The organism is Fictibacillus phosphorivorans, from assembly GCF_001619875.1.
In the GTDB taxonomy this organism is placed as follows: Bacteria; Bacillota; Bacilli; order Bacillales; family Fictibacillaceae; genus Fictibacillus; species Fictibacillus phosphorivorans_B.
On the sequence record NZ_LRFC01000038.1, the window covers coordinates 430,096 to 454,301 of the forward strand.

Here is a 24,206-nt window from a genome sequence, read left to right on the forward strand (position 1 = left end):
TGTTTCTTCTCTTTTTTCTTTGCCCGAAAATCGATCATAAACTTATAGGGGGTTGAACCATGAAAAGGTCTTTATCCATTTTTACTTCTTTAATTTTAATGATGAGTATACTCTTGCTCACGGCGTGTGCAGGGGATCAAGAGTCTGGAGATGGCGGAGGTAAAGGAAAGATTACGTTTTATTCTCCAGAAACACCTGATATGACAAAAGAACTTGGGCAAAAATTTGAAGAGCTGCATGGTGGCTCTGTTAACGTGCAATACGCGGGTACGAACGTATTGGTGAACCGTATGATGGCGGAAAAAGACAATCCACAAGGTGATGTTTGGTACGGAGGCGGAGGAATTCTTCCGTTTGAAGCAGCTGTTGACAAAGGCATTATCGGAAAATACATTCCTGACTTTGCGAAAGATTGGGATACGGTGGAAAACGGAATTAAAGTAATGCATCAAGACGGCAAGTATGTAGGTGTTGAAGTATTCGTACTCGGTTTTGCTTATAACACGGACCTTGTAAAACCAGAAGAAGCACCAAAGACTTGGGATGACCTGCTTGATCCGAAATGGAAAGGTAAAATTCAGTTCTCAAACCCAGCAGCATCTGGTACAGCAACGCTTATGGTGTTGAACCAAATGATGCAACGCGGTGAGGCAGAAGGTTGGGACTACTTCAAAAAGTTAGTGGATCAAGCAAACTCTATGCCGGATTCAGGATCTGCTCCAACGAAAGCCGTATCTATGGGTGAAGCACACATCGGTGTTGGATTCGACTTTATGGCTTACGAGCAAAAGGCAAAAGGGGAGAGCGTTGACTTCGTTGTGCCTGATAAGACGCCAATCCTTGTTAACCCGGTTTCAATCGTTGAAGGCGGACCAAACCCTGAAGGCGGGAAGAAGCTGATCGATTTCTTGCTCTCTAAAGAAGGACAACAAATTTTAGCGAACTGGTACCATATCCCGATCAATCCAGATGTGGAATCCAAGACTCCTCTTACACTTGAAAAAGTAAAATCTCATGCTGTCGATCTTGATATTGATTGGGTAAATGAGAACTACGACCGCGTAAGAAACGAGTGGAAAGAGAAATTTCAGTAATACACATTAGGGGTGGTAGAGGATGGGTTCAGTTAAAGTTTCACAACTAACAAAAGAGTTTTCTGGTGTTCATGCCTTGAAAAATGTAAACCTGGATATCCAAGAGGGCGAGTTCTTCGCTCTTCTTGGACCATCAGGCTGCGGTAAAACAACGACGATGAGATGTATCGCGGGCTTTGAACAGCCAACTTCAGGAACCATTCAAATCGGAGAGGCAAAAGTAAACCATATTCCTCCGAACAAAAGAAACTGTGGGATGGTGTTCCAAAGCTATGCGCTATTTCCGCATATGAACGTATTTGAAAATGTCGCCTACAGCTTGAACATTAAACAATTAAATTCAAGCAATATTGCGGCAAAACTGCCAATCTATTTAAGGCTTCTTAACAGAAAACTAGGAAAGTATCCGAAACCGATCGAGCAAAAGGTAATGGAAATCCTTGAATATGTTGAACTGGATAAGCATGCAACTCGACTCACAAGTGAACTGTCTGGCGGTCAGCAGCAGCGTGTGGCACTGGCAAGAGCGCTTGTCATGGAGCCAGCTGTACTTTTAATGGATGAACCGTTATCGAACCTGGATCAAAAGCTTCGTCACTCGATGCGTAATACGATCCGCCGCATCCAGCAAGATCTCGGAATCACAACGATCTTTGTAACACATGATCAAGAAGAAGCGATGAGTATGGCAGATCGAGTAGCCGTTATGGATAGCGGGGAAGTGAAGCAGATCGGAACACCGATTGAGCTATATAGCAGGCCTTCTACACCGTTCATTGCGAATTTTGTCGGTACGTCGAACGTGTTAAAAGGAACGGTTGTGGGTCAGGAGAATGGCTATTCTGTTGTAAAAGGACACGGCTTTCTTATCAAATCGACAAACCATGTCGAGCAAAAAGAAGTAAACGTGATCGTCCGTCCTGAAAACATTAAAGCGTTTAAACCAGGAACGATCAGCTCTGATGAATTAACCAACATCATTGAAGGAACCGTTCTCGTTTCCACCTATCTTGGTTCAATCGTCCGCTATGACATTAAAGTAGAAGAATACCAGCTCGTGGTGGATACTACGTTTGTTCCAGGTGAGTCAATTCTGACAGAAGGAGAGAAGGTGCAGTTAACAATCGATCCTGAGAGGGTGTTGTTAATATGAAGAACCGTCTCAGTTCATTCAACGGACTTACCCTTGTAAAAGTGTTGATCTATCTTTTCTTTGGAGTTTTCTTGCTGCTGCCCCTGGTTTCGGTTTTCTTAGTCAGTTTCACTGGCCAGCCAATCAACTTGTTGGGGTCCATTACCGATCCTAACATCTTAAATTCGACCATTGAAAAGTTCAGTTCAGCCTCATTCGATAACTATGAAAAGATTTTTACGAACAAGACGTACTTTTCAGCGGTTCAAAATAGCTTAGAGCTCGCAATCTTAGTTTCTCTTATCGTTATCGTGATGTGTATACCAATCGCATACGGAATCGCGCGTACAACGATGCCGTTTAAAAAGACGATCGCAGCACTCTGTACGATCCCACTAATCGTTCCAACGTTTATATCGGCATACGCCATCATCATCATGTTTGGCCGCGCGGGCTGGGTGACGTATATCTACAATTCACTTGGAGGGGAAGGGATGCTGCTGAATCCTTACTCGATGGCGGGAATCGTGCTCGTTCAAGTATTTTTCTTCTTCCCGTACGCACTTTGGCCGATGGTGGCAGCGTTTAAAGTGAGTGATATCTCGCTTGAGGAAGCATCACTGAACTTAGGTGCAAGAAACTGGTTCACGTTTATTTTTGTTACGTTTCCGCTCGCGATTCCTGGTGTGATTTCGAGTGCGCTCTTAATTTTCACCGTCTCGTTCTCAGACTTTGGTACACCGATTATCCTTGCACCAAAAGATCTGAACTTGCTGGTTGTTGAAGCGTACCGTGAAATTGCGGGGTTCTTTAACTGGGGTGGAGCGGCAATTCTGACCGTCATCATGGTACTCGTTGCAGCGTTCTTCTTCTGGCTGCAGCACCTTTTTACAAAAGGAAAGAACTATGGATCTGTTTCAGGGAAACCGAAACAGCAAAAGCTTAATGACTCTAAAGGGTTAACACGCACGCTATCGGTTTATTCGCTCGTACTTGTGATCATCCCTGTGCTTGCCATGATATCGATCTTGCTTCAATCTCTTGCGACAACATGGGGCAAGAATCCGCTTCCGAACGGATACACACTATCACACTATCAAACGATTTTCTCGAGTTCGATGGGCAATATTCAAAACAGTATCGTGCTAGCACTTGGCGCTCTTATCTTGAGTGTAATTATCGCGACATTCGTTTCGTACTTTGTGGTAAGACAGAACTCGTCTAAACTTGACTTCATGACGTCCATTCCACTCGTTGTACCAGGTATTGCGTTTGGTATCGCGCTCATTCAGACCTTTAACACGGCACCACTTCATCTTACGGGAACGGCACTTCTATTGATCGTTGCCTACACGATCAGAAGACTTCCTTACATGGTCCGTTCAACAATGGGTACGATGCGCGCCATCAAGCAAGATATTGAAGAGGCAGCGGTTAACTTAGGTGCAACACCGTTAACAGCGGCGATTACAATCATCGGACCATTGATGCTGCCTGGAATTGCAGCAGGATCGATTCTTGTTTTTATCACCGTTATTAAAGAAACGAGTATATCTATATTATTAGCACCAGCAGACTGGGCACCAATGAGTTTAGCGATTTTCCAGAACATTTTGCGGGGTGAATATTACACTGCAGCGGCCATGTCGGTTGTTCTCGTAATAATCGTTTTAATTCTGCAAGCCATAGCAAACCGCATTTCGAAAAATCAACTATAAGATGGATGGTGGAGGAAGAACATTGACTAGAGGGTTTATTTTTGATTTGGACGGAACGGTATATTTAGATGAAGAGTTGATTGAGGGAGCGGCAGAAGCGATTGCCGCCCTCAAACAGCGGGGGGATAAGGTCGTTTTTTTAACAAACAAGTCCATATCCACCCGCATGGATTATGTACAAAAACTTAGAAAACTAGGCATTGAAGTCGAGTTGGATGAAGTAATCAACTCCAACTTCATTACGGCAAAGTTTTTAAAAGAAGCACTAGAATCTGGTGAAGCGGCACTCGTGATAGGGGAGCAGCCACTTATTGAAGAGCTAGCTGACGAAGGTATCCCGATGACGTATGATGCGAAACAAGCAAAATTCGTCGTACTCGGCTGGGACCGACAGTTCAGCTATGAAAAAATCAATCTAGCTTTTCAAGCATGGCTAAACAAAGCGACCATTATCGCGACAAATCCAGACCGAACATGTCCTGTGCTAGGAGGAGAGATACCGGATTGCGGTGCCATGATCGGTGCACTAGAAGGTGTAACGGGTCAGCGGATTGAGTCCATTACAGGAAAGCCTTCCAAATGGATGGCTGAGTATGTCGTCTCACAAGTTCTGAAACTAGATCCTTCTCAATGCTACATGGTCGGTGACCGGCTTGAGACCGATATCCGTATGGGAATTGAGAATGGTCTGCAATCGGTTCTCGTTATGACAGGCGTAACCAATAGAGAAATGTTAACAAAATCTTTATACAAGCCGTCCTATGTTCTTGATAGTATAAAAGAGGTAGTATATCTATAGATTAAACTTCCACATGCGTGGGTCGCCAGACGACACAGCGAGCGCGCCAGCTTCAAGTGCTAACAGGATATCCTCTTTTTCTTGAATGAGACCGCCAACGATTAGAGGAAGCTTGAGCTGATGCGACAGCTGATCAATAACTTTTGGCATCAAACCAGGCAGCACTTCTACAGCATCTGGTTTACATGATTTAACCATTTCTATACCTTTTTGAATAGCCGCACGATCAATTAAGAAAATTCGTTGAATGGTAACTAACCCTTCTTCTTTTGCATATTTAATCATGTTTATTTTTGTTGTAATAATACCAGTTGGTTTCCACACGTCCGCAATGTATTTAACGGCACTTCTGGAATTGGACAAGCCCTCCATAAAGTCAAGATGAATGAAAATATACATGCCTGCTTCACGCAATTGATTGATATAGTTTTCAACTGTCGAGATGTCCCCTGTTAAAAGAAAAGCGATGTTAGCTGAACTTTTAATCGCCTTATCAATATCTTTCTGATCCTTAATCGAAGCAATAATCTGTGACTCTACCATATTAACAAGTTCCATTTCTGTTCCCACCTCGTTAGTATTTTTTGAATATTTGTACGATTTCTCTATGAAAAGTTTACCATATGTTAGCAGAAATGCACGGTACTGATGACTTATTTAGATTCTTTTAAGGAGGTGAAGTAGGTCTTTTTGCTCATCGTTTCACAAACTATTATTTCAGGAGGGTGTTTAGTAACGTGAAAACTCATTCATTGCGTCGTTTAGTCGTAACGTCTGCCTTAGCACTAAGTCTTGTGGTTCCACAGATATCAAGTCCGGTAAAAGCGAATGACACGGTTATCGTAAACGAATCTTTTGATGGTATAAGTAACGGAGCTCTTCCGAATGGCTGGAAAGTGGTTGAAGGAGATGGAAAGGTGCAGGATGGAAAGCTTGTGTTGAGTTCACCTGCAACAAACAAACCTGCACGAGTAGTTGTACCTCTAACCGACGATAAAAACGGAAACTATGTGTTCGAAGCGGATATGACCTTTGTGTCAGCTGTAGAAAATACACGGTGGGCATCGATCATGTATCGTGTACAAAAGGAGAACTATCCGTATTATCAGTTTGCGATTAGACGCGGTACGACAGCGTTAAACGGACTGGAATTTGCGGAACGTACAGAAAAGAATGCCTGGAATGTTACCGAAACCAATTTTTATAAGGAGGACTTTCAGTACAATAAAAGCTATCGTCTAAAAGTAATTGCGAGTAAAAATCGTGTGCAGCAGTTTGTGGATGGAGAACTTGTAGTAGACACGGCTGGTGCATCCAAATGGCTGGATGGGGATATTGGCTTTCAAGCGCAGGGTTCTACTGTTCAATACGATAATGTGAAACTGACTTCTTTTAGCGGTGATTTGCCGCCGGTTCCGAGTTCAGGCGTACTCCTGCCAGAAGAAGCGCCAACAAATATGATCAACGCACCGACTTTAATTGAAGGACCTGGTGTTGCGACTTACAATGACAAGACTGGATCCGCTTTATTAAAAGTCGAGTCTAGAGAGGGTACTTTATTTGGAAACGATAAATTGTTAAAAGACCAGTTAAATAGCCTTAAAACGAAGAAGATTCCAGTATTACATATTGAACAGACTGGAATAGAAGAAGCGGTTGTTGAAGCACTAAATGAAACATCTACAACAGATGTTCAAATCGTTTCTAGTAAGACGGAAATTATTAAAGCGATAAAAGAGGTAAATCCTAAGATCCGCGGTGGACTTGTTTATGATAAAAGTGCACTAAACAAACATGACCTTCAGCAGATCGTGGGAGAAGTTCATGAAAGTGGAAGTAAGATGGTGATGATTCCGCTTAAGAACCTAACGGCGGATAATGTGTATTACTTGCATAACCGAATGGTTTCGGTTTGGGGTGTTGGCGGTGACACGATGGCCGATACACATGAGCTGCTTCATTTAGGTGTTGACGGAATCGTAACAAACCAGCCAGCAAATGCCGTTACGGCGTTCAGTCAGTATCCTGAAAGAACCATTATTCAGCGTCCAATTGTTGCAGCTCACCGCGGTGTTCCATCAATGGCTCCTGAGAACACGATGGTCGGCTACCGCATGGCATACGATTTAGGTGCCGATCAGATTGAAACCGATGTACAGATTACGAAAGATGGACATCTTGTCATTATGCATGATGATACGGTGAATCGAACGACGAACGGAACAGGTGCGGTTCATCAGTTAACGTTAGAAGAGATCCGCTCGCTTGATGCAGGAATTAAGTATGATGAGAAGTTTGCTGGTGAAAAAGTACCGACGTTTAAAGAGTTCTTACAAGAATTTATAGGAAAGGATGTTGTGCTTTTAGTTGAACTAAAAGACCACGGGATCGAACAGCAAGTAATCGACGAGATCAAAAGTGAAGGCATGATGGATCAAGTTTCGATGCAGAGCTTTTATCTCGACAGCATGCAGCTGATGAATGAGATAGCGCCTGAGCTGCCGATTGGCTATCTTTTCTCAGCTTCAGTTCCTGGCTCGTATGACGCTAAGCTTAAGAACGCCAAGAAGATGGTAGACTATGGGACAAGCAATGATGTGACGCTGAATGCCAGCTACGGCACGGTGTACGCAGAGTTCATTAAGTACATGCGCCAGCGCGGACAGATGAGCATGCACTGGACGTTCCGAGCAGAAGCACCATTTGTGGACAAGCTGAAGCAAGGGTTGATTGGACCGATTACAGACTACACACAATGGTTAACAGCGTCACCAATTCAATTGGAAACACCTTTAAAGAAGCTTAATCTGAATGTAGGGAAAACACATACGGTGAATGCGAAGGCGAAAGTGAGTTATCGTGTGGATCAGCGTGAAAATATTGAGACTGAACTTTTTGTGGCGGATGATAATGGAGTAGTGCGTGTTAACGGGAACACAGTTGAAGCTGTTGCACCAGGTAAAACACAAGTTTTTGTTAAACACACGTTTGAAATGCTAGGTGAAGAGTGGAATTTGGTCTCTGAGCCGATTGAAGTGACGGTGAAATAGCATATAGTGAGGAGCTGGGCCTCTTAGTGAGGTTTTCAGCTCTTTTTTTATAGCTTTTTTTATTGTGGAAGTGATATTTAATACTTAACCGTGTGAAAATCGCAGCATCCTGCGCGAATGTGAAAAAATTATAAGAACACGTACCGTAAAAGTTACTATATGGAAGGTTTACTGATTTACTAGATTATGCTGTTTGTAGATGAAGATAAGAGTGGATGGCCACCCAATTAAAGCTGTAGCATCAAGAAAAGTACATGGTTTTTTTAAACATACGTTTAATATGCTTGGCGAAAAGTGGAACTAATGAACCTGAAGTAACTATACATACCGACAAACGGTGTAAAAATAAGGTAAAATGTGTTAAAATAACACAAATAATATTAATTATACCGTAAAAGGTTGGGACTTAAGATGAATAAACATTTATATGCAATTTTCATTGTTCTAATATCCATTTTCGTAGGTATCATTTTAGTCTGGAGTTTGAAAAGTAATATTATTCTTACTGGCTCGCATGTAACTTTAATTCTCTTGATAGCCATTCTCGGGCTCAGCTTTTCCTTTGATAAGTTAATGTTAGGAAAATTGTTTTCTATTGAAAAGAAACTGAATGAAGTAGAGTCACAAAATGAAGATATTACGGAGCAGCAAAATGAAATTCAAAAAGAGAATATTAAATTTAAAGAAGAAATGTTTTCTTTAATGTTTAATTCTTTAAATCAAGTATCCAATCAAAAGAATAATCAAAGTCAGGTTGTAAATGTTCTACCATCTAGTACAAAAGAAGAATATGAAGACGAGGTCGCAGAGCTGCAAAATGATGAAAAAACACAAGATGAAGGAAATGATAAGAGTTCTCAACATACAACAGGTTCTGAACCGACTAATGAATCTGAAAATAAAGATGTCTCAAAAAGTCATACGATAATGTTATTAAGAGAATCTGAACATTATGCAATAGAATATGTCGCCTCTAAAATGGGTTTAACGCCTTCAGAGGTTGTACCCCAAATTAGTATGAGTTTTTCAGATCAGTTGATTAAAGGGAGGAAGAGACGTTTTGATGGATTTATGGATACTCCCGATTTTCACTATTTCTTTGAAGTTCTACATGGACCATTTCGGCATGAACGTATAGATCGGATTTATAATATGGTTGCTGATATTAAAGGATATTCAGAGATAAATAGAATTCCTACTAAGTTAATTTTAATATTGGTAAACCATCCAGATGAAAAGTTTAATAAAAATGCAGATTTGGAATATGCAAGGGAAAAATATATTAGCCACATTACACCAGCTATAGAAAATAATTTAATTAACATTGAAACCTGTGAAATTGATTATGAAAAGGCAATTGATACAAAACACATGGAAGTTGCAGCTACAAAGGGATAAAATCAAAAATGAAATTTTAAAAGAGCAACCAAAATTTAAGTTGCTCTTTTTTATATCAATTAATTTTTATATAGGTTTGTTCTCGCAAAGAACCTTTTCAGAATCAGAGTTCCTATCAAGATTCACCTTAACTATTTCACTTCGTCATATAACGAACAGGGTATTGAGTAAACTGTTCACGCCATACTTCAATGGTCTTTGGTAATTGAGCGGCATATTTTTTATTGCTCGTGTAATAGATGACTTCTTTTCCATCTTTAATGGCAGCGGCATAAATAAGACCATTCTTCTCATCTATGATGATAATGGCTTCCTTGATGGTGTAAAGGCCACGAACGCCGCCGTTCACTACTTTGGCACCCCAGCCATCATGATCTTTAATTCCTTCTCCAAACATTTGCATATTGTCTACAAAAACGTGATAGTTATCGCCAGTCATTTTTTTGAGCTGTTCATCCGCTTTCGCAGATATGATTTGAACATCAGATAACGTTTTTGTTTCAGGTTTTATATCGCCTTTGACAAACTCTCCTTCAAAGGTAGTACCATTGCCTCCATAACTAAGACAAGAATCTGTTTGCGTGATAACGATTTTATTCTCTTTGTTAGAGAAAGTAAGGACACAGCTTTCGCCTGTAGTGGTGTTGTCAGAATAAGTCGCTGAAGTTGCTTCAATACTAGCGTTCCCCTCAATCATACCGATATTTGCCCCGTCAGCTACGTTTAGTGTAAAGCCAAACGTTTTGTCAGAGACATTCTTAATCTCAAGGGAACCTCCATTAAATTTTCCGACGCGAGTCCATGGACCATCCCATGCAATAGATGAAGAGTTAGCGTCAGGTGTTCCATCTGTTTCTTGTTCAACCGGTTCTTCTTGTTCAGGTGATTCTTTCGCTTCTGGGTCTTCCTCAGGCTGTTTCGAATCTTGTTCTTCAGTAGTGGTGGTGTCTTTTGTGTAAGCTGTCTCAGATTTTGCTGGCTTGCCTGTTTCCTTTTGGTTGCAAGCAGACAAAAGGAAAATGAGGATAAGGATAAAGAAAGAAAAACGTTTTGTCTTCAAAATGGCGCCCCCTAGTGAACTCACTTTTTATATGTAAATACTTTCAAAATATAGTATACTGTATTTTCCAAAATATAGAAGGGGACGATATTACTAAACTTTCCAGGTGATCTCTTGAATCCTTAAAAAGCAACCTCAAGCCCAAAATACACTCAAACCACCTTTATCATCTGAGTTCATTTAAATGAATATTGATCATTATGACCTTTTCTAAGAGCTGAAAAGGTAGTTTTGAATGCTTTTTATATGAAAATCAATGGTAACCGGGTATAACGGCGAGCACCCTGCACGAAACGGGGCTCGATGCGCGCAAATTCAACATAACTGCGCGCAATTTCAACTCAACAGTGTAAAAACCATGAACTCGTGCGCGAATATGTAATAAATATAGAACACGTACCGTAAAACATAAAAAAAGCCCCCTTCACAAGGGGGGGCTGCAATCATATAACTTTCTTAACCATTCACTACCTTACCACCATTAATATGAATCATCTGACCGGAAACATAAGAAGAATCTTCACTCGCTAAGTACACATATGCAGGCGCTAGTTCTTCTGGCTGGCCTGGTCGGCCCATCGGTGTGTCTTTACCGAACTGTTCCACTTTATCAGCTGTAAACGTAGACGGGATGAGCGGCGTCCAGATCGGACCGGGTGCTACTCCGTTCACTCGGATTCCTTTCTTCACAAGGTTATTTGACAACGACCTCGTAAACGACACAATCGCACCTTTCGTTGAGGCGTAATCGATCAACTCCGGATGTCCTTGATAAGCTGTGATTGATGCTGTGTTGATAATCGTACTTCCTTGCTTCAAATGAGGAAGAGCAGCCTTCGTTAAGTGGAACATACTAAAGATATTTGTTCGGAATGTTTTCTCAAGCTGCTGAGCTGTTATATCCTCAAAGTTTTGTTGTGGATGCTGTTCGGCTGCATTGTTCACCAATACGTCCAGTCCACCGAACGATCCGACGACATCTCGAACGGCTTGATCACAGAATGATTCCTCACCGATATCACCTCGGATTAGCAAACACTTTACGCCTTCCTCTTCAACTTGTTTCTTTGTTTCTTCCGCATCTTGAGATTCCTCTAAATAAACAATCGCGACATTTGCACCTTCTTTGGCATAAGCGATTGCGACCGCTTTACCAATTCCACTGTCTCCACCAGTAATTAACGTCGATTTTCCTTTTAATTTTCCGCTTCCCTTGTATGTAGGGTTTTCGGATTGTGGCTTTGGCGTCATTTCAGATTCTACACCAGGTTGTTGGTTTTGATGTTGAGCGGGTTGACCAGTTGGATGATTTTGATTAGACATGTATGCAAACACTCCTTTTAGGTTTTTTTCTTCTAAAACTACCTTTCCCAACTCACAACTGAATAAACATTTCCGCTGTAAATTTAAATATCTCGTCGAACATCGCAAAAGTAAAACAGTTGATTTGTTCTTTTTAAAGAACTATACTATTTGTTATTAGTACAGTTTTTCCAAATATAAAACACAAATGGTGTTTCTTTTAAAGAACACCCCATTTTTTAATATAGTTGTTCTTTATTAAGAACCGGTGATTCCTTCTTATCGTTAACAACGAAGGGGCTCGGTCATATTGTGGGTTAGTGTATAAACTAACCTTAGACGCTTGTCGTCGCTAGTATGATGTGAGGGTGGGTTAGATGCCCAGTATGATTTTCGGAAGAATTGCATATGAATTGTAAAAAAGAAGTGAAGATTCAATAAACAGGGAAGGTAAAGAGAAGGGGGTACGATATAATTAGAAGAGCAAAGTGAAATTCGATAAAAAGGAGTTCACCATATGAAAGTTAAAAAGGCGATTATTCCTGCAGCAGGATTAGGTACACGATTCTTGCCAGCCACAAAAGCGATGCCGAAAGAAATGCTTCCGATTGTAGACAAACCGACGATCCAGTATATCGTGGAAGAAGCGGTTCGCTCTGGCATAGAAGATATCATCATCGTAACGGGTAAAGGAAAGAGGGCGATAGAAGATCATTTTGATTATTCTTATGAATTGGAACAAAACCTCTTTCAAAAAGGAAAGCTGAGTCTTTTAGAAGAAGTACAGAAACCTTCTAAACTCGCAGATATCCATTATATTCGCCAAAAAGAACCAAAGGGATTAGGGCATGCGATTTGGTGTGCGCGAAAGTTCATCGGCAACGAACCGTTTGCTGTCCTGCTTGGTGATGATATTGTTCAATCAGATACCCCTTGTTTAGCACAGCTGATTCAACAGTACAACGAGTATAAATCATCCGTTATTGGTGTCCAGCAAGTGCCAGAGAACCAAGTTTCGCGATATGGAATTATTGATGGGAAACAGCTAAACGATCGGTTGTATGGTATCAATCACCTTGTTGAAAAGCCAAAGCAACAGGAGTCGCCGTCCAATGTTGCCATTATGGGCCGCTATATCCTTACGCCTCAAATATTTGAGATCTTGGAGAAGCAACAGCCTGGTGCAGGAGGCGAAATTCAACTAACAGATGCAATCGCAGCTCTCAATCGAACAGAAAACGTGTATGCATATGATTTTGAAGGCACACGATATGACGTCGGAGAAAAGTTGGGTTTTATACAAACCACACTTGATTTTGCTCTTCAACGAGATGATCTTAAATATGACTTACTGAATTACTTAACCGAGATTGTTCATGCAGCAAAAGCTGATGTACGTGCCAAATAAAAACAACCGTTTTACGCCTTAAGGGGCTGTAAAGCGGTTTTTTTATGCATATAAAAAGGAGGAATAATGAATGGCCGTTTTGGTTACAGGTGGAGCAGGCTATATCGGAAGTCATACGTGTGTTGAACTGTTAAATGCAGGTTACGGAGTCGTTGTGGTAGACAACCTTTCGAACAGCAATCGTGATGTTGTGGAACGAATACAGCATATTACAGGGAAAACTCTAACTTTTTATGAAACGGACCTTCTCGAAAAAGAGCAGCTGGAAGCCGTTTTTTCTTATCATGAGATTGAAGCCGTGGTTCATTTTGCCGGCTTTAAAGCAGTAGGTGAATCTGTGGAAATGCCTCTTCGCTATTACATAAATAATCTGATCTCCACTTTAAATTTGTGCGAAATAATGGACAAATATCGTGTGTATAACTTAGTGTTCAGCTCATCTGCAACTGTTTATGGCGATCCCGATCAGGTACCGATTACAGAAAATTTTCCTTTGCGTGCGACGAACCCTTACGGACAAACAAAGTTGATGACTGAACAAATTCTTCAAGATCTCTCAGCATCAAACCCCATGTGGAGTATTGCTTTACTGCGCTATTTTAATCCGATCGGTGCTCATGAAAGTGGTTTGATAGGAGAAGATCCAAAAGGTATTCCGAACAACTTATTGCCTTATATTTCTCAAGTGGCTAGCGGACAGCTGCCATATCTTTCAATCTTCGGATCGGACTATGAAACACATGATGGGACAGGGGTTCGAGACTATATTCATGTGGTGGATTTGGCAAACGGACATGTAAAAGCGTTGGAATATCTAATTCAGTCGTCAGGGATAGAAGCTTTCAATCTAGGGACAGGCATAGGCCATAGTGTGCTTGAAATGGTGCGTGCTTTTGAACAGGCAACAGGGCAGCGGATTGAGTACCATGTACAAGAACGACGAGCAGGAGATGTAGCTGTATGTTTTGCTAATCCTACGAAAGCCAATCGAACTTTAAAGTGGACAGCAGTAAGAAGTGTATTTGAAATGTGTCTAGATGCATGGAAGTGGCAAACTCACTCTAAGGAGCAGGCAAAGGATCGCACGCTTATTAAGTAAATGAGCAGCATATATTTTTTTACCTAAAACGTTCTTAATTAAGAACTAAATAATTGACGTTCTTAAAACATAAGATGGCAGAAAGGTTTCTGTCTAAAGAAAGGCGTGGTTACATGATTAGGCTAACTAACGGTGGGTATGTGTGCCATCTAAATGGCCACCGTATCAAAGTCGTTTACAAAGGAAACAATGTTTGCGAACTGTACCTGGAAGACGAACTTCAAGGAACAGCTCCATTCGACTATGTAAAAAAGAAACTAAGTCAGTTTGAAAAATCATGGAGTACTTCACAAATTAAAAACTATGAGTTTAAAGAGTTTTTATCTAAATTTGATCAGTCGATATAGATGAGATGGCTTCTCTTGAGAAGCCATCTTTATTAATTTTTTTCTTCACAATGGCTCTTATTATCTTTTTCCAAACACTTATAGGATGAGTCAGTTAATGGGAGGAAGAGAAAAATGAGAGCAGGAAACATATATCAGTTCAAGCATTTGAGTAAATTTAAAAGTGTAGGAGAGTTCAACCAGCAGAAGGACAGGTTTCTTCAGCAGCATCCTGATCTTTTTACTCGATCGGAGTACATCGCGTTTGAAGTGTTAAGTCAGTACAGCGTGGTGATACCAGGGGTGGCGAATGCGAAGATCGCAACACTTGTTTCCGCATGTGCCCGAAAGCAAGGAGGAGTATCCAGGGCTTCTTTTACAAGAATGCTGCGAAAAGCGAAAACAGCAGGTTTCCTGAAGATCCATAAAACATACCGATCAAACGGAGGATTCGCTCATAATGTCTTTGTTTTTCACCCAATTGATGTAGCGGTTGAAACGCAACTGACGTATCGAGATAGCGGCAAAACCCCTTAAGAGAGTAAGGAGGAAGTTACAAAAACATCACCTGAATCTTTGAATCTCTTTCTAAATCTAGAAAATAAAGATCTAAACATACGTCAGGAAAAGAACGTTACTATCACAGCTCAACCCTCTTCAACGACTCCTCAACATCAAGACCTCGATTACACCTTTGTTCCGGATAACGTTCCACAATCGTTTATCCATTCAGTTAAACCATTCTTTGATAGAGCGGAAGAAATCTATACATTTTGGCACAAAGCACTAATTGCTTATAAAAAGTTTAACTTTCGAACACCGATCGAACAACTGACTTCTACAGTGATTGAAGCGTTCAAAACATCCGTTTTCCACTATAAAAAACGCAAAATTAAAACGAGTTTTACGCAATACTTCTATGGAACCGTAAGTGGTATGTTCAGTGCGGAGAAGAGGAGAGAGCAAGCAGCGTATCGAACAATACCTCGCTATAATTGGTTAGAGGAATAAAATAAGACTGGCTCAAAGAAAATCTTTGAACCAGCCTGGTAACTATAAGTATTATCTACCTACATCAACAATACGGCCTTCAACCACAGGGTTAACATTCACTAACTCTGCTACATAGTCACGTAGGTTTTCCCAGTCAGACGCACCAAGATCCGTAACGCGTCCTTGCTCATATGCGTTCTTGAAGACTGTAAATCCATCTCCGCCTTTAGCCGTAAACGCGTTTGTTGCGATTACATATTCTTGAGAAGGGTTGATTGCCGTAAATGTGCCATCTGCGTTCTTCACTTCCATTGATAAAACACGGCTGCCAGCAGCTTTTTTGCTGTCATAAGAAAGCTTCATGCCAGAAACGTGCAGGAATCCACCGTTTTCAATTGGTGCTATGCTTACGCTGTGCTCTAGGGCCGTCTTAATTTCTGCACCAGTTAACTTCATCGTTGCAAGCGTGTTACCGAAAGGAAGTGTCGTTAGAACTTCACCATACGTAATTTCACCTTGGTTGATCGGTTCACGAATTCCGCCACCGTTTTGGAATGCCATCACTACGTTTGGATTGTATTCTTTTGCTTTATCTAACATACCATCAGTAATTAAGTTTCCGAGTGGCGTTTCGCTATTACGTACACTTACCCCACCTGTGCTAGAACGAGGGTTTTCTAATGCTTTTACAGCCGTTGCGCCAGTTGGCGTGTTTTTAATTTCATTAATCTTACTTGAGTACTTTTTCAAAAGTTCAGCTGCTTCAGGATCTTCTGATTTCCCTTTAATCTCAATCAACTTTCCAGATTGTGCAATAACTTTACCTTTTTTATCAAATTGAACATCTAGCGTTCCTAAGAAATCGCTATATTGATAGGCTTGTACGATAACCGTAGAGTCCTTTTGTTTCCCATTTTCATCTGCTGAAACGACAACAGGAGCATTTAATTGTGTATGGCTGTGACCCCCAACAATTACATCAATGCCATCTACATACTTTGCTAGTTCAAGGTCGTTGTCGTACTCGGGATTGTCATCAAAACCAAGGTGTGTAATGGCAACGATTTTATTTACATCACGCTCTTCTAATTCTTTTACAGCTTTTTGCGCTTCTTCAATATAGTTTTGGAATTCAACAGCTTCAGGACTAGAGATATCAGCCGTTTCCTCTGTTGTTAATCCAATAAAACCAACCTTTTCACCGTTCACTTTCTTAATAACAGAAGGGTAGATCTTGCTGTCTTTCGGATTGCTTGCATATTGTTCTTTATATAGAGGGCTTAATTTTTCATCTTTAGAAAAATCAACGTTCGTGCTCACGAAAGGAAAATCAGCATTCTTAACAAAGTCTGCTAATGCTTGGTGACCTTCAGGACTTGAACCAAGATCAAACTCGTGGTTTCCGAATGTCATTAAGTCGTAGTCTAATAGATTCATAAATTCAAGATCAGCTTGTCCTTTAAATTCATTAAAATAAAGGCTGCCGGAGAATATATCGCCAGCATCCAGAAGCAATGCATCTGGTTTAGCTGCTCGCACTTCTTTGACTGCGGTTACCCGCTTTGCCACGTTATCTAGACGGGCATGTGTATCGTTAATGTGCATCAGTGATAAATTAAAGTTTGGGTCCTTTTTCTTTGTTTCCTTTGGTGCTGCAAAAGAAGTTACTGCTACCTGGGAAGAAAGTAACCCTACTGCAAGAGTGGAAGCTAGTAATCTTTTAAACGTTTGATTCATTGACATACTATTACAACCCCTTTATTCAACTTTTTTCACACGTCTTAACTATAGCATTCAGGTAAATAGATGCTAGTCGAATTCTGTCGAAAACCGTAAAGAACTTTTAAAACTTAAGTAAATAGTAAGAAGGAACTAAAAAACTGCAAAACAAAAAAGCCTGCATGGTGGCAAGGCTTTTTGTTACTTCCATTTCTTCATCTTGTCTTTTAAATAATCCCGAACTTCTTCTGCTTCTGCTCGATCCAGACTTTGAAATTCACCATCATGTTTTACAATAAAAAAACTGTCTTGTGGTTTCTTCTTTCCATATGTAAGTTCGTATCCGCTGTCAACATTACAAACCATCTTAAAAGGAGAGCGATAGAATGGCTGCATATCAAGCGGCCCGTTCACGATATTTTCAAACACTTGTAAATCATTATCAATAGATATTATGGATGGACGCTTTGAGGGTTCAACCATAAGTACGGAAATTGTAGACAATGAAGTACCTCCTTTATTTCATCATACTTATTACATGATACCATTAGCCATAAAATTGGTAAGGGGTGTAAAATGAGAGGATTTTTGTCTAAATTTCCGAAAACAGTAAATTTAGTAAGAAAGTAATATATTTACGTTCACCTTGTACTTACTTGTTATCCGGCTATGGAATACAATTCTAAAAAAGTATAAGAAAAAAAACTAACCCTTAGCAAGGGTTGGTTCTAATTACCTATTATTCTAAGTTTTCTTTCAATAGTGTTTGAATGCGTGTGCGTTCGGCATCATCTACTATTCCATAATATATGCCACCGATCATTTTCCCTGAACTCTTAAACTCTGTTGATTCGATTTGATTTCTGGCATTTTTATAATTCTTCTGAATATCTTTCATTTCGTCAAAAGTCATGTTTGTTTTTACGTTGTCTCCTAATATAGAAAGTATGTTATCAAACTTTGTAATAGAAGTCACTCTTGCACCCTTGTCAATAATGGAGGTAATAACTTGTCGTTGGCGGTCATTACGGCCTAAGTCCCCTTTTGGATCTTCATATCTCATACGGGAATAAGACAATGCCTCTTTTCCGTTTAATTCTTGTGCACCTACTGGGAATGAATTTCCTTCGTATTCAAAAGCCCGCGGGTTATTTACTTCTACTCCACCAACTGCATCTACGATATCACGGAAAGACTCCATATTTACTTTTATATAATAATCGATTGGTGTATCCAAGAAGTTCTCTACTGTATCAAGTGCCATCTGCGTTCCGCCAAATGCATAAGCATGGTTGATCTTATCTTCATAGTCTTTGCCAACAATATGTGTTCGTGTATCACGCGGAATGCTAAACATGAACATTTTTTCAGTTTTTGGGTTAACAGAAGCAACAATCATTGTGTCAGAACGTCCTTTGTCACCTTTACGTTCATCCACTCCAAGGAGAAGAACGGAGAAAGGCTTTAAGTTTTCCCCTTGAACAACTGGTTTAGGTTGATCCATTTTCACTTCCTCTTGCATGTCATTTACCGTTGTTTTGGTCTTTTCATACAAATAATAGCCATATCCGCCTATACCGAGTGCAGTGACTCCAACTAATATCCCAATAATGAGAAGTATTTTCTTCATCTTCTTCTTCGCTACTTTCTTTATAAATTCATACCCCAATTAGCAGTATATCACGGGTTTCTGAGATTGAATATTCTAATCCTCATGAGCATATCGAAAAAGAGAACGTATAAACCTAATACGATGTCCAAGGCTCGCTGGCTTTAATCTTTGAGCATCTTTAGCTAAATAATGTTTAAATCTACTAAACTAATATTCTCTAATTCTTTTTCACCGAAATGCCTAACATTAAGTCTAATTGAATATTATATATGTTTTTAATGTGTATACCGAAAAACCTAGTATCCTATTATTAGCTTCATACAATGAACAAAGTTCTTTTAAATTCATAATTACACTCCCTTTTTATAGTTATATAAGTTGTATAACAAGAAAAGAATATTAAGGGAGTTATTGTCGACTTTAGTTATATAACTTATAATACTTTTATAGTCCTTTGGCAGTTGATAAAGAGAAAGACACTCAAATATTAGTTACTTTCCCAAAAGAAATGGTAACGGATATAGTAAAATATTGGCATGATCATAAAATTAAAAACAGAAATGAAGCAATCAGACAGTTAATAGAAAAAGCATTAAAGGACTCCAACAAATAAGGAGTCCTTTTTATGTCTTCTGGCAATAACACTCTTGCATACGAACTCCATTAGTTAGAATTCTTATTTCACAATGTTCTCTGAAAGCGTATCAAGTATTCTTACCATGTTTTTATTATATGATTATTTTACTCTCGCAACATAAAAACCAAGAATCCTCTCTAGTTTCATATAGAAGAAATTACTTGGTCTCTTTTTATTTAGCAAACAATTAAACTACCCTTGAAATCTTCTTCAGTTATAGAGAGCTTATTATTTCCATTTCCTTACCTACATTTGCATTATTTAGTAAATACATCTAAAGAAATATGATTAACTATTAATATAATCATTTATACTAATTTTATTATTTAAATTTTTAAGATGATCTTCATATGAACAAATCCAGGCTATTCTTTGAAAAGTGGCTTCATAACGAGGATATAACGATTCCCCAGATATTGCTCTTCCCCATAAATCCCTTATTTCCATTTCATTAAAGAAACTCTTCCAAATATCTCTATTATTAATGATATCATTAACATACTCTTTATCCTCGTTTTGCCAAATCCTCATGTTATTAGCTGCCTTTTCATCGATACCTGTTTTTATTATATTGTCTTTATAAAAAGGCACCTCTGACCATTGAGGAATTAACGTCTCCAGTATGTTTCTGTGGAGTTTATAATTTCTTTTTTCATCTGGAGTTTGGTCAAATGCTAATCGAATAAACCCAGGTGTAGCAAAAGGTGTAAAATTGTTCATGGCTCCGCTAATAGGAGCCCAACGTCTTAATCTTTCTTTTAAGTAAAAATAGTCCATTGCATTTAATCCTTGGATTCCTAATTGCTTAGCCTCCTCAAATAACGCCCAAACTTCTTTATTTACACTTTCAGCTATTTCTTCATTCCCGGCTGAGCTTGTTAGGTACCTGGATAGTCTCCAACGAGGGCCATCATCCCCTTTTTTGATAATACTTTGATAAATACTATCATTTCCATAGTAATTTGCTGTTGCGATTTCGCCCCCAGCTCCCACACACGATGCACTAATAATATTATATAACTGGTTAACGCTAACCCTTCCACTTTGCCTTACTGGTGGGTAGTCTCCATCATATGCAAAATGCAATAAATTTAACCTTTCTTTCAAATCCACTGGATTTTCACTAGCTTTTTCACTTTTTCGGTCGTTCACTATATGTCTATCATCTAAACCCACTAAGTTCATTAACTTTTGTGCTGTTTCTATTTCTCCTTGAATCGGGCCAAATGTTGTGAATGTAGAATGAACTCCCGATTTAATTAATATTGCTGATGAAACCCTGGAATCTTTTCCACCTGATAACAAAGAATTGACTGGGAAATCAAACATCCGGAAGAAGGACCGGGTTGACTCTAAGATATTAGTAATTCCTTCTTCAAATGAATGTCTATCTAATTTTCTTGGTGACACCCATAAGGATAAACCACCTATTTGTTTCAAAACTTTCGGTACATTCATTTCATTATTTAAAGTAATTTCCATACTTGGCTTAACTCGGACCGATCCTTTAATGGGACTCGTATCCCCCATTAACCAACCTGCACTTGAAAATATTTGCCAAGCATACGTGTCCATTTCTGCTTTCTTATTCATGAAAAGGTAAAGGGCTGCAAGTTTGTTAGAATAAACTACCCCTTCATCCGTTTGAAGTTCATATAGCTTCCCCATCCCAAGGCTATCGTTATAAATCTTAATACTACTATTCGTTTTATCAAGGTAACAAAAAATTAAAGGCGGAGTCAGTAAACTCATTAACGAAGGATCCTGCTTTATTCTCCTTGTAAAAAGTAACGGAGCCTCATTAATGTCAACTGGCGAATGTAAAGTTTGCTCCCACCCTTTAGGAGCATAAGTAAAGCAAGATACATATTCATTATCTTCCTGCCAGGCTGGAAATTTATATTTTTTGTTTTCAGGTTGCCAAAAAAACAGACCAATATTACTGCAAGCAGAGTGGTTGTATTGCAATCTTTCGTTTTCTAATGACGAAAAGTAATAGTTCTCTACCCGGTCTTTCCGTTCATTTAATTCATCAGCACTTACTTCTTTAAAAAATTTATAAGCCAAAAATAATTGCATCACAAGTATACCCTCTTTTTTAACGATTTTTATATTATTTTATCATAAAATAGTAAAAGGCAGGGAAAATTGTCTATTAATTGGTTATTGTTTTTGCACTTAGCAAAGTACTGATTTGTCCATGAGAACTAGCTAGGTGACATCTTGATAAATAGTGATCCGAAAAAGGTTCTCTACTCTATATATCTGAACTACCTTTATCATTTTAGCGGTTGGAACAATTTCTTAAATCATGATCTTAAAGGAGGGGTCCAGCTTTGCTGCTCTTCCCGTCCACACGAGAAATATGATGTTATTAGTAGAGAGTTAGAAGATAAATGTTCATCATAGGATAATTTTAGGTGAAAAAAGTATCTTACCGTTGGTGGCGAGGTGCTTTTTGTCTAGTATAGATATTAATTAAAATTGGAAAATAGTCCAAGCATACTATCAATAAATATTGAGCGTTAAACACGTTTTTACATAATAATACAAATCAAAACAAAAATTTACAGGTTTTTTACAAAAACATTTAAAAAATGTTTTTTTATTACAATTTTACTGCTATAATACTATGATGTATTGGTTTATAAATACCATGATAGAAAAAGGTTAATAATCAATTCAATGTAGGTTGTTTAGAAAAAGAGATGGAAACATATATCTTAACTATAGAAGATACTATCACTAACAAACAAATATAAATAAGGTTGACCTAAATAGGTCTCTGAATATATCAAATTGAGAGATTATTATATTTGAAAAATAAAAACATGATAAATACATAATGTATTTGCAATATGTAGGAACCAAGAAATTAAGCTTACAGCTTAAAGAAGTTGAGTGGAGGACATGTAATGGAACAGTATTTAGATAAAGTTTCAGAAGCATATTGTGGTGTACTTGAGAGCAGGATGGCAATTGAGTCCCGTAAAAAGATACAATGGATTGTTAAAAAAACAACAGGCCAAAATATATTAGATGTGGGTTGCAACAAGGGTATTGTTTCAATTCTTCTAGGCAGAGAGGGCAAAAAAGTATTAGGTATAAATGATGTTGCAACTAATGCAACTGAAAATGCTAAGAAGGCTCTTAATGCAGAAATGAAAGAAACACAAGAAAACGTTAAGTTTATTGCTGCAAACTTCTTGCAGGCGGAGTTAAAAGAGAAGTGCGACACAATTATTATCACTGATGTATTAGAACATTTAATTTCTTCAAAAGCTTTTTTGGAAAAAACACATAATCTTTTAAATGAAGATGGAACAATTATTATTACTGTCCCCTTTGGAATAAACGATTCTACCGATTATAAAAGAACCTTATATGTGATAGAAATTTTATCTGAAATATTTCCTTACTTTGAATTGGAAGAAATTGAATTCTTCGGCAAATGGATTGGGATTTCAGGGAAGAGAAGCAGCAAGCTGAAAAAACACGAAAATAATTTTGCGTTAGATCCATCTATTATAGAGAGAGCAGAACAAGCGTTTTACGAAATTGAAAGAGAACTGGTTACTCAAACTGAAATACAGAAAAAAATGATTAAATATAATGAATTGAAGTACGATGAACTTCAAAGTAAAAACGAAAACCTTCTAACAGAAAAGGAAAAATATAAACAAGAAAGATATAAGCTTCTTTCACAAATTGATACGTTAAACAAAACAATTGAGATTCATGAAAAATATACAGATAAAAGGGAAGTTGATTTAGAAAAAACATCTAACCTACATTTAGAAACGTTTCAACAAATAAAAAAAGAACTCCTAGATGAAAACCATAAACTTCATGAAACTTTGAGAGTTTTAAAGGAAGAAAGTAGTAAAAATCGTCAAGCGCTTGTAAACGAACTAGATGAGAAGAAAGTATTGGTACGATCTCTTAAAGAAGACAATACAAATCTTCAAGGTAAACTTGAAAGTCTTCTTATTAAACAACGAGAAGAGATTGATAAGCTAAAAAGTGAGTTACATGTTGAAAAAATAACCATGGAAACAAAGTTAAATCATTTAGCTTCAAAAAATAACGTTCTAACAAAAGAGAAAGAAACTCTTGATTTAGAAAACCAAAAACTAAAAGAAAAACTGTTACAGCAAACTCAAACGATTCAAGAATTCACAGAATCACTTAAAACATTAAAGGACGAAAAAGGAAGTCTTGAAAACGAGAAGCAACAAATAGTCATTGAGTTTGAACGGCAAAAAGAATTAACCCTTGCCACTATGAAAGAGGAAATAAAATCAGTTGAGATAGAAAAACAACAGGTCTTAACGGAATATGTTGAATTTAAGAGTAAAGCTGTTCATCAAAAGGTGCTAGCTGAAGAATCTTTGAAAGAAAAAGAACAGATTATTAACCGGCTAAAAGAACAATACCAATCCCAAAATGAAGAATTTATTACTGTCAAACAGCACTTAGAAAGTGATGTGGAGCGTTTGACTAAAGAACTAGAACAGAGCCATCTGCTAACAGATAAATTAAAGATTGCTGAAGAAAAATTAGCAAAAGATCTAGCAGACAAGAATTCAAATATTCATGCATTAAATGATCAGATAAGCCGCCTGACAGACGATTACCAAGCTATATTGGCAGATCGTGAATACCTGACTGGAACAATGGACAAAGAACGAATAGAAGAATTAAATGAAAAAGAAAAATTATTAAAAGAATTAATAACAGCCAAAACCAAAAACACGCAGCTAGAACAGAAATATAACTCCCTAAGGAATTCCAAAATGGGCAAAATGACCGTTAAGTATTGGGAGTTAAAAAGAAAAGCAACAAAGGGAGTGTAAGGT

Annotated in this window: 20 protein-coding genes; 13 read left to right on the forward strand and 7 right to left on the reverse strand. The window is 38.5% G+C overall.

Features of this window, described 5'->3' with window-relative positions:
• Positions 1–59 precede the first annotated feature (59 nt).
• Genes AWM68_RS18160 through AWM68_RS18175 form a run of 4 tightly spaced genes read left to right on the forward strand, consistent with a single transcriptional unit; the run spans position 60 to position 4,743 of the window.
• Positions 60–1,094 carry an ABC transporter substrate-binding protein gene (locus AWM68_RS18160; protein ID WP_066245060.1) on the forward strand — a complete coding sequence of 345 codons (1,035 nt, stop codon included), beginning with the start codon at positions 60–62 and terminating at the stop codon, positions 1,092–1,094.
• Between the two features lie 22 nt (positions 1,095–1,116).
• Entirely contained in the window at positions 1,117–2,247 is a 1,131-nt protein-coding gene (locus AWM68_RS18165) for an ABC transporter ATP-binding protein (RefSeq protein ID WP_066245062.1), read from the forward strand.
• Complete coding sequence (locus AWM68_RS18170; RefSeq protein ID WP_066245063.1) at positions 2,244–3,944, forward strand: ABC transporter permease; 1,701 nt, start codon at positions 2,244–2,246, stop codon at positions 3,942–3,944. Before AWM68_RS18165 ends, AWM68_RS18170 begins: the two co-directional genes overlap by 4 nt.
• A gap of 22 nt (positions 3,945–3,966) precedes the next feature.
• On the forward strand, positions 3,967–4,743 hold the full coding sequence (locus tag AWM68_RS18175) for an HAD-IIA family hydrolase (RefSeq protein ID WP_066245065.1): 777 nt from the start codon (positions 3,967–3,969) through the stop codon (positions 4,741–4,743).
• On the opposite strand, the gene AWM68_RS18180 is transcribed toward AWM68_RS18175, so the two are convergent.
• Positions 4,738–5,301 carry a glycerol-3-phosphate responsive antiterminator gene (locus AWM68_RS18180; protein ID WP_066245067.1) on the reverse strand — a complete coding sequence of 188 codons (564 nt, stop codon included), beginning with the start codon at positions 5,299–5,301 and terminating at the stop codon, positions 4,738–4,740. The genes AWM68_RS18175 and AWM68_RS18180 overlap by 6 nt on opposite strands.
• 179 nt (positions 5,302–5,480) lie before the next feature.
• Between AWM68_RS18180 and AWM68_RS18185 the strand changes: the two genes are divergently transcribed.
• Together AWM68_RS18185 and AWM68_RS18190 are read left to right on the forward strand one after the other, a co-directional pair.
• Positions 5,481–7,793 carry a glycerophosphodiester phosphodiesterase family protein gene (locus AWM68_RS18185; RefSeq protein ID WP_066245069.1) on the forward strand — a complete coding sequence of 771 codons (2,313 nt, stop codon included), beginning with the start codon at positions 5,481–5,483 and terminating at the stop codon, positions 7,791–7,793.
• Between the two features lie 411 nt (positions 7,794–8,204).
• Positions 8,205–9,191, forward strand: a complete 987-nt coding sequence (locus AWM68_RS18190; protein ID WP_066245071.1) for a hypothetical protein — start codon at positions 8,205–8,207, stop codon at positions 9,189–9,191.
• Positions 9,192–9,327: 136 nt separating this feature from the next.
• Here AWM68_RS18190 and AWM68_RS18195 read toward each other — a convergent pair whose 3' ends face one another.
• The gene (locus AWM68_RS18195; protein ID WP_066245073.1) at positions 9,328–10,251 is read right to left on the reverse strand and encodes a hypothetical protein; all 924 of its coding nucleotides are present in this window, start codon (positions 10,249–10,251) and stop codon (positions 9,328–9,330) included.
• Positions 10,252–10,707: 456 nt separating this feature from the next.
• A complete protein-coding gene (locus AWM68_RS18200) occupies positions 10,708–11,574 on the reverse strand; it encodes an SDR family oxidoreductase (protein ID WP_066245075.1) in 867 nt (288 codons plus the stop codon).
• A 496-nt stretch (positions 11,575–12,070) separates the two neighbouring features.
• On the opposite strand from AWM68_RS18200, the gene galU reads away from it, so the two are divergent.
• The 5 genes from galU to AWM68_RS18225 all read left to right on the forward strand — a co-directional run bounded on the left by galU (position 12,071) and on the right by AWM68_RS18225 (position 15,397).
• Positions 12,071–12,961 carry a UTP--glucose-1-phosphate uridylyltransferase GalU gene (galU, locus tag AWM68_RS18205; RefSeq protein WP_066245078.1) on the forward strand — a complete coding sequence of 297 codons (891 nt, stop codon included), beginning with the start codon at positions 12,071–12,073 and terminating at the stop codon, positions 12,959–12,961.
• Positions 12,962–13,031: 70 nt separating this feature from the next.
• The gene (gene galE / locus AWM68_RS18210; protein ID WP_066245079.1) at positions 13,032–14,060 is read left to right on the forward strand and encodes a UDP-glucose 4-epimerase GalE; all 1,029 of its coding nucleotides are present in this window, start codon (positions 13,032–13,034) and stop codon (positions 14,058–14,060) included.
• Positions 14,061–14,173: 113 nt separating this feature from the next.
• Positions 14,174–14,407, forward strand: a complete 234-nt coding sequence (locus AWM68_RS18215) for a hypothetical protein (protein ID WP_066245081.1) — start codon at positions 14,174–14,176, stop codon at positions 14,405–14,407.
• A gap of 114 nt (positions 14,408–14,521) precedes the next feature.
• Positions 14,522–14,923, forward strand: coding sequence for a hypothetical protein (locus AWM68_RS18220; RefSeq protein ID WP_066245083.1), 402 nt, complete (start codon positions 14,522–14,524; stop codon positions 14,921–14,923).
• Between the two features lie 39 nt (positions 14,924–14,962).
• Entirely contained in the window at positions 14,963–15,397 is a 435-nt protein-coding gene (locus tag AWM68_RS18225; protein ID WP_066245085.1) for a hypothetical protein, read from the forward strand.
• Positions 15,398–15,448: 51 nt separating this feature from the next.
• On the opposite strand, the gene AWM68_RS18230 is transcribed toward AWM68_RS18225, so the two are convergent.
• The 3 genes from AWM68_RS18230 to AWM68_RS18240 form a co-directional block, all read right to left on the reverse strand.
• A complete protein-coding gene (locus AWM68_RS18230) occupies positions 15,449–17,122 on the reverse strand; it encodes a bifunctional metallophosphatase/5'-nucleotidase (RefSeq protein ID WP_066245087.1) in 1,674 nt (557 codons plus the stop codon).
• A gap of 177 nt (positions 17,123–17,299) precedes the next feature.
• Positions 17,300–17,602 (reverse strand): DUF3846 domain-containing protein, encoded by a 303-nt coding sequence (locus AWM68_RS18235; RefSeq protein ID WP_066245089.1) that lies wholly within the window; start codon positions 17,600–17,602, stop codon positions 17,300–17,302.
• 235 nt (positions 17,603–17,837) lie between these two features.
• Positions 17,838–18,752 carry an LCP family protein gene (locus AWM68_RS18240; RefSeq protein WP_066245731.1) on the reverse strand — a complete coding sequence of 305 codons (915 nt, stop codon included), beginning with the start codon at positions 18,750–18,752 and terminating at the stop codon, positions 17,838–17,840.
• Positions 18,753–19,164: 412 nt separating this feature from the next.
• On the opposite strand from AWM68_RS18240, the gene AWM68_RS22070 reads away from it, so the two are divergent.
• A complete protein-coding gene (locus AWM68_RS22070; protein ID WP_331710057.1) occupies positions 19,165–19,323 on the forward strand; it encodes a ribbon-helix-helix domain-containing protein in 159 nt (52 codons plus the stop codon).
• A 312-nt stretch (positions 19,324–19,635) separates the two neighbouring features.
• Here the strand turns inward: AWM68_RS22070 and AWM68_RS18245 are convergent, their stop codons facing one another.
• Positions 19,636–21,429, reverse strand: a complete 1,794-nt coding sequence (locus AWM68_RS18245; RefSeq protein WP_066245092.1) for a hypothetical protein — start codon at positions 21,427–21,429, stop codon at positions 19,636–19,638.
• An 833-nt stretch (positions 21,430–22,262) separates the two neighbouring features.
• Here AWM68_RS18245 and AWM68_RS18250 point away from each other — a divergent pair.
• Complete coding sequence (locus AWM68_RS18250; RefSeq protein WP_066245095.1) at positions 22,263–24,203, forward strand: methyltransferase domain-containing protein; 1,941 nt, start codon at positions 22,263–22,265, stop codon at positions 24,201–24,203.
• The last annotated feature ends 3 nt before the right edge of the window (positions 24,204–24,206 follow it).

What these genes read in the sequence shown, in the direction of transcription:
- AWM68_RS18160 (WP_066245060.1), top strand. Translation starts at nt 60, where the DNA reads ATGAAAAGGTCTTTATCCATTTTTACTTCTTTAATTTTAATGATGAGT.
- AWM68_RS18165 (WP_066245062.1), top strand. Translation starts at nt 1,117, where the DNA reads ATGGGTTCAGTTAAAGTTTCACAACTAACAAAAGAGTTTTCTGGTGTT.
- AWM68_RS18170 (WP_066245063.1), top strand. Translation starts at nt 2,244, where the DNA reads ATGAAGAACCGTCTCAGTTCATTCAACGGACTTACCCTTGTAAAAGTG.
- AWM68_RS18180 (WP_066245067.1), bottom strand. Translation starts at nt 5,301, where the DNA reads ATGGAACTTGTTAATATGGTAGAGTCACAGATTATTGCTTCGATTAAG.
- AWM68_RS18190 (WP_066245071.1), top strand. Translation starts at nt 8,205, where the DNA reads ATGAATAAACATTTATATGCAATTTTCATTGTTCTAATATCCATTTTC.
- AWM68_RS18200 (WP_066245075.1), bottom strand. Translation starts at nt 11,574, where the DNA reads ATGTCTAATCAAAATCATCCAACTGGTCAACCCGCTCAACATCAAAAC.
- galU (WP_066245078.1), top strand. Translation starts at nt 12,071, where the DNA reads ATGAAAGTTAAAAAGGCGATTATTCCTGCAGCAGGATTAGGTACACGA.
- galE (WP_066245079.1), top strand. Translation starts at nt 13,032, where the DNA reads ATGGCCGTTTTGGTTACAGGTGGAGCAGGCTATATCGGAAGTCATACG.
- AWM68_RS18215 (WP_066245081.1), top strand. Translation starts at nt 14,174, where the DNA reads ATGATTAGGCTAACTAACGGTGGGTATGTGTGCCATCTAAATGGCCAC.
- AWM68_RS18220 (WP_066245083.1), top strand. Translation starts at nt 14,522, where the DNA reads ATGAGAGCAGGAAACATATATCAGTTCAAGCATTTGAGTAAATTTAAA.
- AWM68_RS18230 (WP_066245087.1), bottom strand. Translation starts at nt 17,122, where the DNA reads ATGTCAATGAATCAAACGTTTAAAAGATTACTAGCTTCCACTCTTGCA.
- AWM68_RS18250 (WP_066245095.1), top strand. Translation starts at nt 22,263, where the DNA reads ATGGAACAGTATTTAGATAAAGTTTCAGAAGCATATTGTGGTGTACTT.